The 15,746-nt window shown below is 73.0% G+C and carries 13 protein-coding genes; 12 read left to right on the top strand and 1 reads right to left on the bottom strand.

Going from position 1 to position 15,746, the window contains the following annotated elements:
* Positions 1-109 precede the first annotated feature (109 nt).
* On the top strand, positions 110-1,954 hold the full coding sequence (ggt, locus tag ETD83_RS30285) for a gamma-glutamyltransferase (protein WP_230421295.1): 1,845 nt from the start codon (positions 110-112) through the stop codon (positions 1,952-1,954).
* Positions 1,955-2,018: 64 nt separating this feature from the next.
* Here the strand turns inward: ggt and ETD83_RS30280 are convergent, their stop codons facing one another.
* Positions 2,019-3,782 (bottom strand): MFS transporter, encoded by a 1,764-nt coding sequence (locus ETD83_RS30280; protein ID WP_138648625.1) that lies wholly within the window; start codon positions 3,780-3,782, stop codon positions 2,019-2,021.
* A gap of 306 nt (positions 3,783-4,088) precedes the next feature.
* Between ETD83_RS30280 and ETD83_RS30275 the strand changes: the two genes are divergently transcribed.
* From ETD83_RS30275 to ETD83_RS30225, 11 genes are all read left to right on the top strand, one after another.
* Positions 4,089-5,033 carry a sigma-70 family RNA polymerase sigma factor gene (locus ETD83_RS30275; protein WP_138648624.1) on the top strand — a complete coding sequence of 315 codons (945 nt, stop codon included), beginning with the start codon at positions 4,089-4,091 and terminating at the stop codon, positions 5,031-5,033.
* A 593-nt stretch (positions 5,034-5,626) separates the two neighbouring features.
* On the top strand, positions 5,627-7,153 hold the full coding sequence (locus ETD83_RS30270; protein ID WP_138648623.1) for an FAD-dependent monooxygenase: 1,527 nt from the start codon (positions 5,627-5,629) through the stop codon (positions 7,151-7,153).
* A 131-nt stretch (positions 7,154-7,284) separates the two neighbouring features.
* The gene (locus tag ETD83_RS30265; RefSeq protein WP_138648622.1) at positions 7,285-7,989 is read left to right on the top strand and encodes an antibiotic biosynthesis monooxygenase family protein; all 705 of its coding nucleotides are present in this window, start codon (positions 7,285-7,287) and stop codon (positions 7,987-7,989) included.
* 41 nt (positions 7,990-8,030) lie between these two features.
* Complete coding sequence (locus tag ETD83_RS30260; protein ID WP_205717967.1) at positions 8,031-9,056, top strand: methyltransferase; 1,026 nt, start codon at positions 8,031-8,033, stop codon at positions 9,054-9,056.
* 15 nt (positions 9,057-9,071) lie between these two features.
* Complete coding sequence (locus ETD83_RS30255) at positions 9,072-10,655, top strand: FAD-dependent monooxygenase (protein WP_138648621.1); 1,584 nt, start codon at positions 9,072-9,074, stop codon at positions 10,653-10,655.
* On the top strand, positions 10,615-10,944 hold the full coding sequence (locus ETD83_RS30250) for a TcmI family type II polyketide cyclase (RefSeq protein ID WP_138648620.1): 330 nt from the start codon (positions 10,615-10,617) through the stop codon (positions 10,942-10,944). Before ETD83_RS30255 ends, ETD83_RS30250 begins: the two co-directional genes overlap by 41 nt.
* A 43-nt stretch (positions 10,945-10,987) precedes the next feature.
* Positions 10,988-12,253 (top strand): beta-ketoacyl-[acyl-carrier-protein] synthase family protein, encoded by a 1,266-nt coding sequence (locus tag ETD83_RS30245; protein ID WP_138648619.1) that lies wholly within the window; start codon positions 10,988-10,990, stop codon positions 12,251-12,253.
* On the top strand, positions 12,250-13,560 hold the full coding sequence (locus ETD83_RS30240) for a ketosynthase chain-length factor (protein ID WP_138648618.1): 1,311 nt from the start codon (positions 12,250-12,252) through the stop codon (positions 13,558-13,560). The genes ETD83_RS30245 and ETD83_RS30240 overlap by 4 nt, the downstream gene beginning before the upstream one ends.
* On the top strand, positions 13,541-13,795 hold the full coding sequence (locus ETD83_RS30235) for an acyl carrier protein (protein WP_138648617.1): 255 nt from the start codon (positions 13,541-13,543) through the stop codon (positions 13,793-13,795). Before ETD83_RS30240 ends, ETD83_RS30235 begins: the two co-directional genes overlap by 20 nt.
* Positions 13,779-15,512 (top strand): acetyl-CoA carboxylase carboxyl transferase subunit alpha, encoded by a 1,734-nt coding sequence (accA, locus tag ETD83_RS30230; protein ID WP_138648616.1) that lies wholly within the window; start codon positions 13,779-13,781, stop codon positions 15,510-15,512. Before ETD83_RS30235 ends, accA begins: the two co-directional genes overlap by 17 nt.
* Positions 15,509-15,746, top strand: a 238-nt coding sequence (locus ETD83_RS30225) for a hypothetical protein (protein WP_205717966.1), incomplete at its 3' end; no start/stop codon positions are given. The genes accA and ETD83_RS30225, both read left to right, overlap by 4 nt.

Raw genomic sequence — 15,746 nt, 5'->3', positions numbered from 1 at the left:
CTCCAGACGTCCCCGTCCCATTCCGTTCCCCACCACCCTTTTCCCATTTCGGGGTAACCGACGTCCGCTGGTGCCGCGCTGCCCCGTCGCATGGAGGTAGTGATCGATCATGATGAGAAGAACGCCCGGCGGCCGCTCCGCGGGATGGGCCGCCGGAACGCTGATGCTCTGCACGGTCACGACGGTCGGCCTGGTCGCGGCGCCCGGCGGGGCGTCCGCCCGGAGCGGGCACGCCGCCGCCCCGACGGCGGTCGGGTACGGCGGCGCCGTTTCCTCGGTGGACCCCGACGCCAGCCGCACCGCGATCGACGTCCTGCGGCGCGGCGGCAACGCGATGGACGCCGCCGTGGCCGCGTCGGCGGCGCTCGGCGTGACCGAGCCGTACGTCGCGGGTCCCGGCGGCGGCGGATTCGTGGTGTACTACGACGCGGAGTCCCGGCGGGTCCACACCTTCGACGGGCGCGAGACGGCGCCGCGGTCGATGGGGGAGAAGGCGTTCATCGACCCGTCGACGGGCCGTCCGCTCCCCTTCCCTGAGGCCGTGACCAGCGGCCTGTCCGTCGGGGTGCCGGGCACGCTCGCCCAGTGGGACCAGCTGCTCCGCCGGTTCGGCACCCGCGACCTCGGCACGCTGCTCCAGCCCGCGATCGGGATCGCGGAGGGCGGCTTCGTCGTCGACCAGGAGTTCCATGCCCAGACGGCCGCGAACGCCGCCCGCTTCCGCGACATCCCGCCCACCCGGGACCTGTTCCTGCCCGGCGGCCGTCCGCCCGAGGTCGGCTCGCGGCTGCGCAACCCGGATCTCGCCGCGACCTACCGGACGATCTCCAAGCTCGGCGCGCGATGGGGCTACCGGGGACAGCTCGCCGAGGACGTCGTGAACACCGTTCGCCGCCCCCCGGTCCAGCCCGGGTCCGAGCGCGTCGTCCGCCCCGGCCTGATGACGCTCGACGACGTGGCCGCCTACCGCCCGCAGACCCGCCCGCCGACGCGCGTGTCCTACCGGGGCCTGGACGTGTACGGGATGGCGCCGCCTTCGTCCGGTGGCTCCACGGTGGGCGAGGCCCTCAACATCCTCGGTGACCTCCCGCCGGCGAAGGGCGACGCCGTCCAGGCGCTGCACAACTACCTTGAGGCGTCCCGCCTCGCCTATGCCGACCGCAACCGCTACGTTGGCGACCCGGCCCATGTGGACGTGCCGCTCAAGGAGCTTCTCTCGCCGGGGTTCGCGAAGGAACGGGCCTGCCTGGTCGATCCCGCGCGGGCCGCCGTCTCGCCCGTCCCGCCCGGTCTGCCGGACGGCGAGTACGAGCCGTGCGCCCGGCCGTCCGGCCGCGCGGGGGCGCTGCCGTACGAAGGGCCGCAGACCACGAACCTCGTCGTCGCCGACGCGCGGGGCAACGTGGCGGTCTTCACCATGACGATCGAGCAGCTGGGCGGCAGCGGGCTGACCGTGCCCGGCCGCGGCTTCCTGCTGAACAACGAGCTGACCGACTTCAGCTTCGCGCCGCCCGCGAACGGCGCGCCCGACCCGAACCTGCCCGCCGGCGGCAAGCGGCCGCGCAGCTCCATGGCCCCGACGCTCGTGGTGAAGGACGGCCGCCCGCTGCTCGCGGTCGGCTCTCCCGGCGGTTCGACGATCATCACGACGGTGCTGCAGATCCTGGTGAACCGGCTCGATCTCGGCATGGACCTGCCGGCGGCGGTCGCCGCGCCGCGCGCCACCCAGCGCAACACCCCCGCGACGTTCGCCGAGCAGTCCTTCATCGACCGGTACGGCGCGGCCCTGCGCGCCAAGGGGCACACCGTCGAGCTGTTCACCGAGCAGGGGCCCGACGCGGTGATCGGCGCCGCGACCGGCCTGGAGTTCTTCGGCGGCGGACGGATCCAGGCGGTCGCCGAGCCCGTCCGCCGGCACGGCGGCAGCGCGATGGTGGTCCGCCCGGGCCGCTGACGGCACGGCCGCCGGCGGGACGACCCGCCGGCGGCACCGGGTCCAGCGCCTTCCACCGGTGGCCTCACCGGCGGGAGGCGCTGCTCTCGGACGGTGCCGGCGCGGCGGGCGCAAGCGCGTCATCCAGCTCCCACGTCTTCACCTGGCGGGGAAGCGCGAACACGCCGAGGAAGACCACGACGAGCATCCCGGACCCGTACCAGAGGGTGTAGGAGAAGGTCCGGGAGAAGTTGTGCCCGTTGGCCTGCTCGCCGTACCGGGTCAGCAGCTCCCGCATCTGCGGGTTCGCGGCCGCCTCCGGCGGGCGGCAACTCGCGGGGATCGCGGTGGGATCGGTGGCGGCGGACCGTTCCCGCACGCAGGTCCGGAAGCCGTCCAGGACGCCCTGCTGAGCCTGGGCGGGCATTCCGGTGGCCGCCAGCTCCGCGCGCAGGGCGGGCGTGACGTCCTCCACGCCGCGGGCGGAGTCGTGATCGAGCCGCCCGAAGAACAGGATGCCCACCAGCGCGACACCGAGCGCCATCCCGACCTGCTGCGCGGTGCTGAGCACCCCGGACGCCGACCCGGCGTCCCCGCGCGGCACGCCGGTCAGGATGCCGTCGATCATCGGCGCCACCACCAGGCCGAACCCGAAGCCGGCGGCGAGCAGGGGGCCCACCATCTGCCAGGACTCGATGCCGATGCCGCGCTCCTGGGCGATGATGGCGTAGGCGCCGAAGCCGAGGGCGTTCAGCAGCGCGCCGGCCATGAGCACGCGGCGGCCGAACCTCGGGGTGAACACCTGGACCGACAGCCCGGACCCGCTGGCGCCGCCGACGGCGAACGCGAGCGCGGTCAGCCCGGCGCGCGTCGGGGTCCAGGCGAGCCCGACCTGCATGTAGAGCGTCCAGACCAGGAAGAAGCCGCCGAGCGCGATCCAGAAGACCAGCCAGACCACCAGGCCCACGCTGAACGCGCCGACCCGGAACAGCCCGAGCTCCATCACGGGCGACCCCTTCGTCCGGGTGCGCCACCGCTCGTACAGGACGAACACGGCCAGCAGCACCACCGACCCGCCCATGAGCCCGAAGGACCAGGGCGGCCAGCCGAGGCTGCGGCCCTCCGTCAGCGGGTAGACCAGCATCAGGATCGCCGCGATGCTCAGCAGCACGCCGACCAGGTCCAGCTTGGGCGGGGCGGGCGACGTCGACTCGGGGACGAGGTACCACCCCGCGACCAGGGACAGCACCCCGATCGGGATGTTGACCAGGAAGATGGACCGCCATTCCAGACCGCCGGGGTTCCAGTCCAGGAGGAGGGCTCCGGCGACCAGCCCCGTCGCCGACGCCGATCCCAGCGTGCCGCCCCAGATGCCCAGCGCCTTGCCCCGCTCCTCGCTGCTGAACGCCACATGGATGATCGCGAGGATCTGCGGGACCATCAGCCCGGACATCGCGCCCTGCAGGAACCGCGAGCCGATCAGCATCTCGGGGCCGGTGGCGAGCCCGCACAGCGCCGACGCGAGCGTGAAGCCCGCGACGCCCACCAGGAACAGGCGCCTGCGCCCGTAGCTGTCGCCGAGCCGCCCGCCGGTGACCAGGAGCGCGGCGAAGCCCAGCACGTAGGCGGCGATGACCCATTCGACCTGCGCGTACTCGGCGTCCAGATCCCTCATGATCGTCGGGATCGTCACGTTGACGATGGTCACGTCGAGCAGGTCCATGAACCCCGCGGTCAGCAGGACGGTCAGGGCGAGCCAGCGCCGTGGATCCGGCCCTGCCGCGCCGCCGTCCCCGCGGGGCGCTCGGATGTCCGGGGACGGGCCGTCCCGGTTGTCGTTCTCGCTCATTGTCTTCCACCTCCGGGCGGAACCGCCGTCACCGGCGTCACCGCTTGGGATTTCGTGGCGTGAACTGATTTCGTGGCGTGCACAGGTTCGGCCGGGTGCACAGGGTCGGTCGGGTGAACATCGGCCATTTCGCGCGCATGGCCTGCGTGGACCGGCTCACGGCCGGGAAGGATGCTCGATGTGGACGAGGAGCCGGCGGTGTGCACGCCGGCGGGACGGCATGGAGCCGTGCGGCGTCGCGGCTGTCACATTCGCCGTCCACCATCCGTCATATAGATGACGACGAGCGATCAAGGGATGTGACCGGTGACCGAGAGCGAACAGCTCGCGGAACGTTTCGAAAGGCACCGCGCTCATCTGCGCACGGTGGCCTACGGGATGCTGGGTTCGCTGAACGAGGTCGACGACGCGGTGCAGGAGGCATGGGTCCGGCTGAACCGGACCGGAGCGCGCGGTGTGGAGAACCTGGGCGGATGGCTCACCATGGTCGTCGCGCGGGTGTGCCTGGACATGCTCCGCTCGCGGAAGCTGCGGTGCGAGGAGCCGATGGGCTTCTACCTCCCCGAGCCCGTGGTGACAAGCGTGGAAGGAGGCGACCCGGAACAGGAGGCGCTGCTCGCCGACTCGGTGGGCCTGGCCATGCTGGTGGTGCTGGAGACGCTCACCCCCGCCGAGCGCCTCGCCTACGTCCTGCACGACATGTTCGGGGTGCCGTTCGAGAAGATCGCGCCCCTGGTGGGACGCAGCCCGGCGGCGGCCAGGCAGCAGGCCAGCCGTGCGCGCCGCCGGATCAAGTCGATGGCGCCCGAGCCGGAGCGCGACCTGTCCCGGCAGCGGACGGCCGTGGACGCGTTCTTCGCCGCCGCCCGGGCCGGGGACTTCGAGCGCCTGCTGACCCTGCTGCACCCTGAGGTGGTGCTGCGGGCCGACCACGACCCCGCGGCCGTGGTTCCCAGCGGCGCGACGGAGGTCCACGGCGCCCGGACGGTGGCCAGGAAGGCGCTGTTCTTCTCGCCGCTCGTCCCCCACACGCACCCGGTGCTGGTGAACGGGGACGTGGGCGCGCTCGTGGCGCCGCGCGGGGAGCCCTTCTCCCTCATGGCCTTCACGGTCCACGCGGGCCGGATCGTCGAGATCTGCGTGTACGCCGACCGCGACCGGCTGCGCCGGCTGGGCATCACGTCCCCGTCGATTCTCGGCGGAGCCGATCATCAGGAGGAAATGCAAGGGCCTTCTCCCGTCCGGCGCTAGCGGGCTCCCGTGACAGCGGCGCCCGTGGTAATGGGCGCGTGCGGTAATGGGGCCTGAACACCCCTTTCCGGTGCTCTGGCAATTGGGAGTGGCACAAGGGGACCTCTGCGCTCATGGCACCGTCAAGCGGTGCGCCATGGTCGCGCCGCGTCCGCGCCGTCGCGCGTCCGGCCGCGCGTCCGGCCGCGCGTCCGGACGCCCTGACATGTGAGAAAAATTCAGCTCTCTTCGGGCGCGGGTCACATCGGTCCCAGCCTCAACTCTCGCATACCCCGCGCACAAGAAAGAGCGATTAGGCGCTCCGCGGTGAAGAGCGGGATAACGGCGCTGGTCGTCGCCGTAACGGCGAACGCCTCCCGGCTCCCGGTACCGCGGTCCCGCGCGCGAATGAAGTGATCGTTCGACTGCGAATATTCCGCAGTCGAACGGCCGTGTCGCGCCGGTGGTCAGTTCGGCGGGCTTGTTGCAAACTGATTCCACCGCCCGCCGACCACGCGGGAGTCGGTTCGGCCGCAATTCCCGGCGATTCCGCATTCGGCTCGGCTAACGGCCGAACGGCGCCGAGTTCCCGTACCTGACGAAGGGACGCGCAGATGAATGCCCTGGACGCGGACGTCATCATCGTCGGCGCCGGACCGACCGGGTTGATGCTGGCCGGCGAGCTGAGCTTGGCCGGAGTCTCACCCCTCGTGCTCGAACGATTGGCCGAACCCATTCGGCAGTCCCGCGCCCTGGGCTTTTCCGCACGCACGATCGAGGAGTTCGGGCAGCGTGGCCTGCTCTCCCGTTTCGGCGAGCTGCAGACCATTCCGTTCGGCCATTTCGGGGGCCTTCAGATCGATTATCGGGTGATCGAGGGCGGATCCTATGGGGCGCGTGGGATCCCGCAGTCGCGCACCGAGTCCATTCTCGCCGAATGGGCGTCCGACCTCGGCGTTCGAGTGCGCCGCGAACATGAGGTCGAGGGTCTTGAGGCGGACGACTCCGGGGTGGAACTGCGCGTCTCCACTCCCGAGGGCCCGGTGCGTTTGCGCGCGTCCCATGTCGTGGGGTGCGACGGCGCCCGCAGCACGGTCCGCGAGCTGGCGGGCATCGACTTCCCGGGCACCGAGCCGAAGATCGAGATGTGGCTGGCCGACATCAAGGGCCCCCGGCTGCGCCCCCGGTTCTCCGGCGAGCGGGTGCCCGGCGGGATGGTGATGGTGCTGCCGCTCGGACCGGACGTGAACCGCGTCGTCGTGTACGAGCGGGACGCGGAGCCGGGGCCGGATCGCCCGATGCCCGGCTTCGACGAGGTCGCCGCGGCCTGGGAACGCCTCACCGGCGAGGACATCCACGACGCGGAGCCGCTGTGGATCAGCCGGTTCACCGACTCCAGCAGGCTGGCCGCCGAGTACCGGCGCGGCCGGGTGTTCGTCGCCGGTGACGCCGCCCACGTCCACATGCCGATCGGTGCGCAGGGCATGAGCGCGGGCGTCCAGGACGCGGTGAACCTCGGCTGGAAGCTCGCCGCCGAGATCCACGGGCACGCCCCGGCGGGGCTGCTCGACACCTACCACCGCGAGCGGCACCCCGTCGGCGCCCGGATCGTCGCCAACACGCTGGCGCAGCGCATCCTCTACCTCAGCGGTGACGAGATGGAGCCGCTGCGCGAGCTGCTCGGTGAACTGCTGGTGCACGAACCGGTCCAGCGCCATCTCGTCGGCATGGTCACCGGGCTGGACATCCGCTACGACGTCGGCCCCGGCGAGCACCCCCTGCTCGGCCGCCGGCTGCCCGACCGGGAACTGGTCGGCGACTCCGGGAAGACGTCCGTCCACGAGCTCCTGCGCGCGGCGCGCGGGCTCGTCCTGGACCTGGCCGGCGACCCCGTGACGCGCGCCGCGGCCGAGCCGTGGCGCGACCGGGTCGACATCGTCAGCGCCGCGCCCCACGGGAACGGGTCGGCCCACGGGAACGGGGCGGGGATGCCGCTCGACGGGACCGACGCCCTGCTGGTCCGTCCGGACGGCTACGTCGCCTGGGCCGGGACCAGGGGATCCGGCGCCAAGGGGCTGCCGGACGCGCTGGCCCGCTGGTTCGGCGACCCCGCGACGCAGCCCCAACACCGAGCGGCCTGAACCCCGAGCAGCCCAGACCAAGCGCCCAGACCAAGCGCCCAGACCAAGCGCCCAGACCAAGCAGCCCGAAACCGAGCAGCCCTAACACCGGACACGTCCTCCGGCCCCATTGATCGAAGGCGAGGAAGAGCATGCCCACCATCTCCGCCGACAGCGGTTACCTCACCGTCCTCAACCTGTTCTCCACCGACGCGGCGGAGAAGCAGGACCAGCTGCTGAGCGCCATGCGCGAGATCGTCGACACCGCGGCGTTCGAGGGCTGGATCTCCAGCACCGTCCACAGCGGACGGGACCGGCACGGCACCGCGAACTTCATCCAGTGGCGCAGCGGCGAGGACCTCGACCGGCGCTACGCCGAGGACAAGTTCAAGCACCGCACGGTGCCGCTCTTCGAGGAGATGTCCACGTCCATGAAGCTGCTGCGGACCGTGGTCGCCTCCACTCACCAGCACCCGTCGCAGGGCGGGACGACCGAGATCTCCCCCGACCGCGACGACCACACGGTCATCGAGTTCTTCGGAGTGGCCGCCGAGCACCAGGACGACCTCGTCACCGCGCTGGGGCAGCAGGAGTGGCTGCAGGCGACGCCCGGCTACCGCTCGCACACGGTGCTGCGCGGACTCGACGCCCTCAGGGGCGTCGACGGTCCCTTCGTCGTCACCTACTCGCAGTGGGACGGCAAGGAATCCTACGACGCGTTCCGCGCGCTGCCGGAGGCCGAGTGGCCCGGCGAGCGGAAGCGGACCCGCGACGCGCTGGAGTCCCTGGTGACCGCCCGCGACTGGAACAGCTACCGCGTCGTCCACACCCGGTCGGCCTCCTTGGCGACCCCGTAGCCGCCCCTCAGCGCGCTCCGACGCACGAAGGAGATATGCCGATGTCCCCCACCGATCCGGCCGGGCCGCCCCCGCAGGCCGCCCTGCTCGAACTGATCATGGGTTCGATGGTCACCCAGGCCGTCCATGTCGCGGCCAGGCTCGACCTCCCCGAGATCCTCGCCGCCGGGCCGCTTCCCGCCGCCGAGATCGCGCGCCGGGCGCAGGCCGACCCGGACGCCACCTACCGGCTCCTGCGCCTCCTGGCCGGCTACTCGATCTTCGCCGAGCGTCCGGACGGCATGTTCGAGTCGACCCCGATGGCCGCCGCGCTGCGCGCGGACACCCCCATGAACATGCGCGACATGGCCCTGCTGCTCGGCGGCCCCGAGCACTGGGAGGACTGGGGCCATCTGGTCGACGCGGTGCGGACGGGCGAGCCCGTCCCGCCGAAGCTGCGCGGCATGGGCATCTACGACTACCTGGCGGCCAACCCCGGGTTCGCGCAGGTGTTCGTCGGCGCCATGGGCAACCTCTCCGAGGTCGAGACACAGCCCATCCTGGACGCCTACGACTTCACCAGGTACGACACGATCGTCGACGTCTACGGCGGCGGCGGGTCCCTGCTGGCCGCCGTCCTCGGCGCGGCGCCGAAGTCGCGGGGCGTGCTGGTCGATGAGCGCGCGAACGACATGGGGGCGCAGGCGATCTTCGAGCGGGCGGGCGTCGCCGACCGCTACTCGATCGACGGGACCGCCCTGTTCGAACGTCCGCCCGCGGGCGGGGACGCCTACATCCTCAAGCACATCGTGCACGAGTGGAGCGAGGCCAAGGCGCTGGAGCTGCTCACCAACGTGCGCGCGTCGATCAACGAGGACGGCCGGCTCCTGGTGATGGAGTTCGTCGTCCCGGAGGGCCCGGAGCGGCATCCCGGGAAGCTGGTCGACCTGTGGCTGCTGCTGCTCATCGGCGGCCGGGAGCGCACGGAGGCGCAGTACGCGGACCTGTTCACCAAGGCCGGGTTCGAGCTCACCCAGGTGGTCGGCACCGCGTCCGCGGTCTCGATCATCGAGGGCCGCCCCGTCTAGGCCCGGGAGGCACCCATGGACACCGAAGTGATCGTCATCGGCGCCGGGCCCGTCGGGCTCATGCTGGCCGGTGAGCTGCGGCTCGGCGGCGTGGACGTCACCGTGTACGAACGGCGCGCCGTCCCGAGCGGGGAGTCGCGCGGGCTCGGCTTCACCGCCCGCGCCGCGGAGGTCTTCGCCCAGCGCGGGCTGCTGGAGCGCTTCGGTGAAGCGGAGGCCAGCCGCCAGGGCCATTTCGGCGGGATTCCGATGGACTTCGGAATCCTCGAAGGCGCCCATTTCGGCGTGCGCGGCATTCCGCAGAACCGGATCGAGGCCGCGCTCGAGGAATGGGCCGGTGAACTCGGCGCCGACATTAAGCGCGGGCATGAGCTGGTCGGCCTGCGGACGTCCGACGACGGCGTCACCGCCATCGTCGACGGCCCGGACGGCCGCGTCGAGCGGACCGCCGCCTACCTGGTGGGCTGCGACGGCGGCCGCAGCGTCGTCCGGCCGCTGGCCGGGTTCGACTTCCCCGGCACCCCCGCCACCCGCGAGATGTTCCTGGCGGACGTCGTCGGACGCGACATCCGCCCGCGGTTCATCGGCGAGCGGGTCGAGGGCGGCATGGTCATGGCCGCCCCGCTGGAGCCGGGCGTGGACCGCATCATCGTGTGCCCGCACGGCGCCCCGCCGCCGGACGAGGGACGCGAGCCGCCGTTCGCGGAGGTCGCGGCGGCCTGGGAGCGCCTCACCGGCGAGCCCCTCGACGGCGCCGAGACGCGCTGGGTCAGCTCCTTCACCGACGCCACCCGCCAGGTCACCGAATACCGGCGGGGACGCGTCCTGCTCGCGGGCGACGCCGCCCACATCCACCTTCCGGCGGGCGGCCAGGGGCTGAGCGTCGGCGTCCAGGACGCGGTGAACCTCGGCTGGAAGCTGGCCGCCACCGTCAACGGCTGGGCGCCGCCCGGCCTGCTCGACACCTACCACGCCGAACGGCACCCGGTCGGCGACCGGGTGCTGCGCAACACGCGCGCCCAAGGGCTGCTCTATCTCAGCGGCAAGGAGATCGAGCCGCTCAGGACCGTGATGACCGAACTCGTCGCGATCCCCGAGGTGGGGCGGCAGCTGGCGGGGATGGTGAGCGGCCTCGACATCCGCTACGACGTCGGGTCGGACGGCCATCCGCTGCTCGGCACGCGCGTTCCCGACCGCGAGCTGGAACTGGCGGACGGCCGCCGCACCCGCGTCGCCGCCCTGCTGCACAACGCCCGCGGGGTCCTCATCGGCACCGCCCCGGCGACGGAACCGAGACGGATCGCCGCCGAGCGGCTCGCCGACGGGTGGTCCGACCGCGTCGACGTCGTCGGCGGGCGCTGGGTCCCCGGCGGCGACCACGGCTACTGGCCGGCCCCCCACGCGTGCCTGATCAGGCCAGACGGCCATCTCGTCTGGGCCGCGCCGGGAGGCGCCGACCTGGGGGACGCGCTGCGCCGCTGGTTCGGCGCCGAGCGTCCCATGGCGACGGCCGCGTCCGGCGGACCCGGGCCCGAGCACACGTTCACGGAGGAGAGCGATGGCGCACAGCACGCTGATCGTCGCCCGGATGGAGCCTGAGTCCAGCGCCGAGGTGGCGCGGCTGTTCGCGGACTTCGACGCGGGCGAGATGCCGGACCTCATGGGCACCCGGAGAAGGCAGCTCTTCCATTTCAACGGCCTGTACTTCCATCTCCAGGATTTCGACGACGACCACGGCGAGGAACGGGTGGAGGCCGCCAAGTGCCACCCTTCCTTCGTCCAGATCAGCACCGACCTGAAGCAGTTCATCACCGCCTATGACCCGGCGACCTGGCGTTCGCCCAAGGACGCCATGGCGACCCGGTTCTACCACTGGCCGGCGGGCTGACCCGGGCCGCGCACGAGCGGACCGGGCGTTGGAAGGGAGAGAGATGTCGCGGCGAGTCGCCATTGTCGGCATGGGCGTGGTCGCGCCGGGCGCCATCGGGGTGAAGGAGTTCTGGAGCCTGCTGCAGGAGGGGCGCACCGCGACACGGGAGATCACCCTGTTCGATCCGGCGCCCTTCCGGTCCCGGGTCGCGGCCGAGATCGACTTCGACCCGGCCGCGCACGGGCTGTCCCCGCAGGAGATCCGGCGGATGGACCGGGCCGCGCAGCTGGCCGTGACCGCCACCCGGGAGGCGATGGCGGGCTGCGGTCCGGTGCTCGACTCCCTGGACCCCGCCCGCCTCGGGGTGACCGTCGGTACGGCCGTCGGCGCGACCATGGGCCTGGACCGGGAATACCGCGTGGTCAGCGATGACGGCAGGCTCTCCCTGGTCGACCACTCCTACGCCGTCCCGCACCTGTACGGGTACTTCGTGCCCAGTTCCTTCGCGACCGAGGTCGCCTGGGTCTGCGGGGCCGAAGGGCCGGTGGCCGTGGTCTCCACCGGCTGCACCTCGGGCCTGGACGCGGTCGGCCACGCCGCCGAGCTGATCCGGGAGGGCACCGCCGACGTCATGATCGCGGGGGCGACCGACGCCCCGATCTCCCCGATCACCGCGGCCTGCTTCGACGCGATCAGGGCGACCACCCCGCGCAACGACGAGCCCGAGCGCGCGTCGCGGCCCTTCGACCGCACCCGCAACGGCTTCGTGCTGGGCGAGGGGGCGGCCGTGTTCGTCCTGGCGGACCTGGAATGGGCGCGGGCGCGCGGCGCCGAGGTCCAGGGCGAGGTCGCCGGGTTCGGGCAGCGCTGCAACGCCTTCCACATGACCGGCCTGCGCCCGGACGGCGCGGAGATGTCCAAGGCGATCGACGACGCGATGGACGAGGCGCGCGTCGACCCGGAGGAGATCGACTACGTCAACGCGCACGGCTCCGGCACCAAGCAGAACGACCGGCACGAGACCGCCGCGTTCAAGCTCAGCCTCGGCGAGCACGCCTACCGCGTCCCGGTCAGCTCGATCAAGTCGATGATCGGGCACTCGCTGGGCGCGATCGGCTCGCTGGAGATCGCGGCGTCGGTGCTGGCGATCCGGCACGACGTCGTCCCGCCGACGGCGAACCTGGAGGAACCGGACCCGGAGTGCGATCTGGACTACGTCCCCAAGACGGCCAGGGACTGGCGGACCGACACGGTGCTCACGGTCGGCAGCGGCTTCGGCGGTTTCCAGAGCGCGATGGTGCTGACCGGGACGGACGGGACGCGATGAGCGCCGCCGCCCCGGTGGTGACCGGAATCGGGATCGCCGCGCCCAACGGCCTCGGGACGGCGCGGTACTGGACCGCGACCCGCGCGGGCGAGTCGGGGATCGGCCCGGTCACCCGGTTCGACGCCGCCCGGTACCCGAGCCGGCTCGCGGGCGAGGTCCCCGGCTTCGACGCCGCCGACCACCTGCCGACCCGGCTGCTGCCGCAGACCGACCACATGACCAGGCTCGCGCTCGTCGCGGCCGAAGAGGCGCTGGCCGACGCGGCCGTCGATCCCGCCGAGCCCGGTGAGCCCGGCTCCGGCGACCTGGACGACCCGGGCGCGCGCGGCGTCGTCACGGCGAGCTCGGCCGGCGGGTTCGAGTTCGGGCAGCGGGAGCTGGAGATGCTGTGGAGCCGGGGCTCCGAGCACGTGAGCGCCTACCAGTCCTTCGCCTGGTTCTACGCGGTCAACACCGGCCAGATCTCGATCCGGCACGGGCTGAAGGGGCCCGGCGGCGTCCTCGTCACCGACCAGGCCGGCGGGCTGGACGCGATCGCGGAGGCGCGCCGGCAGCTGCGCCGGCGGAGCCGCCTGATCGTGTCCGGCGGGGTGGACGGCGCGATCTGCCCGTGGGGCTGGGCGGCGCAGCTCACCGGCGGCCGGCTGTGCACCGGCGACGATCCGGCCACCGCCTACCTGCCCTTCGACGAGCGGGCGGCGGGACACGTCCCGGCCGAGGGCGGGGCCATCCTGGTCCTGGAGGACGCGGCGGCGGCGCGCTCCCGCGCGGCACCGCGGGTCTACGGGGAGATCGCCGGATATGCCGCGGGGTTCGACCCGCGGCCCGGCACCGGACGCGGGCCCACGCTGCGGCGGGTCATCGAGAGCGCGCTGCGCGACGCGGCCATGCGGCCCGCCGACATCGGCGCGGTCTTCGCCGACGCCGCCGCGGTGCCCGGGCTGGACGGGGAGGAGACCGCCGCGATCGCGGCGGTGTTCGGGGAGCGCGCGGTCCCGGTGACCGCGCCGAAGACCATGCTGGGCCGGATGTACGCGGGCGCGGCCGCCCTGGACGTCGCCACCGCGCTGCTGACCATCCGGGACGGGATCATCCCACCGACGATCAACGTCCGGCCGGCCCGGCGCCATCCGATCGACATCGTGCTCGGCGCGCCCCGCCCGGCGCCCGTGCGGGCCGCTGCCGTCATCGCGCGGGGGCACGGCGGTTTCAATTCGGTGCTCGTCGTCCGGGCGGCGGGCACGGCGCCGCCGGGACCGGGCACAGAGCCGGCGAGAGGAACGCATCATGCCCGACAGGCCGTTTGAGCTGCACGATCTGCGCCGGATCCTCCGGGAGAGCGCGGGGATCGACGAGTCCGCCGACCTCGGCGGAGAGACCCTGGACACCGAGTTCGACGCGCTCGGGATCGACTCGGTCGCGCTCATGGAGACCGCGTCGAGGATCAGCCGCGAGCACGGCGTCCAGCTCGACGACGAGGAGCTGACGACGTCCACGACCGCGCGCCGCCTGATGGAGATGGTCAATGAGCGCCGGCGATAGGGCGGACGGGGCGGCCGCCGGGACCGACTGGGTCCTGTGCCGCCGGTGCCGCGCGATGTCGTACGGCAGGCGGTTCGCGCGCAACCTGCACGTGTGCCCGGACTGCGGCCACCATCACATGATCTCGGCGCGGGAACGGCTCGGGCAGCTCCTCGACCCGGGCTCGGCGCGGGAGATCGAGCTTCCGGCCGCCACCCGGGACGTGCTGGGCTTCGTCGACACCCGCCGTTACCCCGAGCGGCTCGCGCAGGCGCGCCACCGCACCGGCCTGCGCGAGGGCGTGATCGTCGCGGACGGCACGATCGAGGGGCATCCGCTGGTCGTCGCCGTCATGGACTTCGAGTTCCTCGGCGGCAGCCTCGGCGCGGCGGTCGGTGACCTCGTCGCCGGCGCCGCCGAGACCGCGCTGGCGCGCGGGGTCCCGCTGCTGATCGTGGCCGCCTCGGGCGGTGCGCGCATGCAGGAGGGCCCGATCTCGCTGATGCAGATGGCGAGGACCAGCCAGGCGCTGGCCCGGCTGGACGAGGCGGGCATCCTGACCATCTCGCTGATCACCGATCCGACCTTCGGCGGGGTGGCGGCGTCCTTCGCCACCCAGACCGATGTGATCATCGCGGAGCCGGCCGCCCGGCTGGGCTTCGCCGGCCGCAGGGTGATCGAGCAGACCATCGGGCGGGAGCTGCCCGCCGCCTTCCAGACGGCGGAGTTCCTGCTGGAGCGCGGTTTCGTCGACGCGGTGACGCCGCGGCACGCGCTGCGCACCGAGCTGCGCCGCCTGCTCGCGGCGGCCCGTCCCGGCGGGCCCGGCCCGGTTCCGGCGGTGGCCCCGGGGACGCTGGTCAGGGACGCGGAGCTGCTCGACGAGATCGATCCCTGGAAGGCGGTCCAGCAGGCGCGCGACCTGAGCCGTCCGACCACGCTGGACTACCTCGGGCACGCGTTCCACGACTTCGTGGAGCTGCGCGGGGACCGGGTCGGCGGCGACTGCCCGGCGATCGTGGGCGGGACCGCGCTGCTCGGACGGCGGCCCGTCATGGTGATCGGGCACCAGCGCGGGCACACCGCGGGCGAGCTGTCCGCGCGCAACTTCGGGATGCCGAACCCGGCCGGGTATCGCAAGGCGGCCCGGCTGATGGCGACGGCGGCCAAGCTCGGGCTGCCGGTCGTGACGTTCGTCGACACCCCGGGCGCCCATCCGGGCGTGGAGGCCGAGGAGCAGGGCCAGGCGCTGGCCATCGCGCGGTGCATCCGGACGCTGGCGGACCTGCCCGTCCCGGTGGTCACGGTCATCATCGGCGAGGGCGGCAGCGGCGGCGCGCTCGCGCTGGCCGTGGCCGACGAGGTGCTGATCGGCGAGCGGGGCGTGTACTCCGTGATCAGCCCGGAGGGCTGCGCGTCGATCCTGTGGAAGGACGCCGCCAAGGCGCCCGAGGCCGCCGCCGCGCTGCGCGTGGACGCCCGCAGCCTGCTGCGGATGGGCGTCGTGGACGGCGTCGTCCGCGAACCGGACGGGGGCGGCCAGGCCGACCCGCGCGAGGCCGCCCGGCGCGTCGCCGCGGTGCTCGCCGGCAGCCTGTCCCGGCTCTGCGCGCTGGAGCCCGGCGAGCTGGTCCGCGCCCGGAGGGACAGGTACCGGTCATTCGGTTCGGGCCTGAGTCCGGGCCTGAGTTCGGAGCTGGATTCGGAGCTGAAGGGGGAGCCATGGAGCGAGCAATGACGCAGGAAACGCTGCCGGGAGCCGACGGGCCGCCGTCCAACGAGCCGTGCGGCGCGCTCGCGGCCCTGGTGCAGGTGCGGGAGCAGGCCATCGAACTGCTCGCCCGCCTCGAACGTCCGCCGAGGAACCTGCGCATCGAGGCCGGGGAGGTCACGGTCGACATCGCCTGGGCGTGGGAGGACGCGCCGCCCGCCGCCGCGCCCGCCCCATCCGCGCCCGCCGCGATCCCCGCGC

The organism is Actinomadura soli (assembly GCF_005889715.1).
Classification (GTDB): Bacteria; Actinomycetota; Actinomycetes; order Streptosporangiales; family Streptosporangiaceae; genus Spirillospora; species Spirillospora soli.
The sequence above is the reverse complement of the archived record's forward strand: the minus strand, read 5'-3'. Positions and strand labels throughout refer to the sequence as shown.

Coding starts and splice junctions, on each gene's coding strand:
- ggt (WP_230421295.1), top strand. CDS start 110: ATGATGAGAAGAACGCCCGGCGGCCGCTCCGCGGGATGGGCCGCCGGA.
- ETD83_RS30280 (WP_138648625.1), bottom strand. CDS start 3,782: ATGAGCGAGAACGACAACCGGGACGGCCCGTCCCCGGACATCCGAGCG.
- ETD83_RS30270 (WP_138648623.1), top strand. CDS start 5,627: ATGAATGCCCTGGACGCGGACGTCATCATCGTCGGCGCCGGACCGACC.
- ETD83_RS30265 (WP_138648622.1), top strand. CDS start 7,285: ATGCCCACCATCTCCGCCGACAGCGGTTACCTCACCGTCCTCAACCTG.
- ETD83_RS30260 (WP_205717967.1), top strand. CDS start 8,031: ATGTCCCCCACCGATCCGGCCGGGCCGCCCCCGCAGGCCGCCCTGCTC.
- ETD83_RS30255 (WP_138648621.1), top strand. CDS start 9,072: ATGGACACCGAAGTGATCGTCATCGGCGCCGGGCCCGTCGGGCTCATG.
- ETD83_RS30250 (WP_138648620.1), top strand. CDS start 10,615: ATGGCGCACAGCACGCTGATCGTCGCCCGGATGGAGCCTGAGTCCAGC.
- ETD83_RS30245 (WP_138648619.1), top strand. CDS start 10,988: ATGTCGCGGCGAGTCGCCATTGTCGGCATGGGCGTGGTCGCGCCGGGC.
- ETD83_RS30240 (WP_138648618.1), top strand. CDS start 12,250: ATGAGCGCCGCCGCCCCGGTGGTGACCGGAATCGGGATCGCCGCGCCC.
- ETD83_RS30235 (WP_138648617.1), top strand. CDS start 13,541: ATGCCCGACAGGCCGTTTGAGCTGCACGATCTGCGCCGGATCCTCCGG.
- accA (WP_138648616.1), top strand. CDS start 13,779: ATGAGCGCCGGCGATAGGGCGGACGGGGCGGCCGCCGGGACCGACTGG.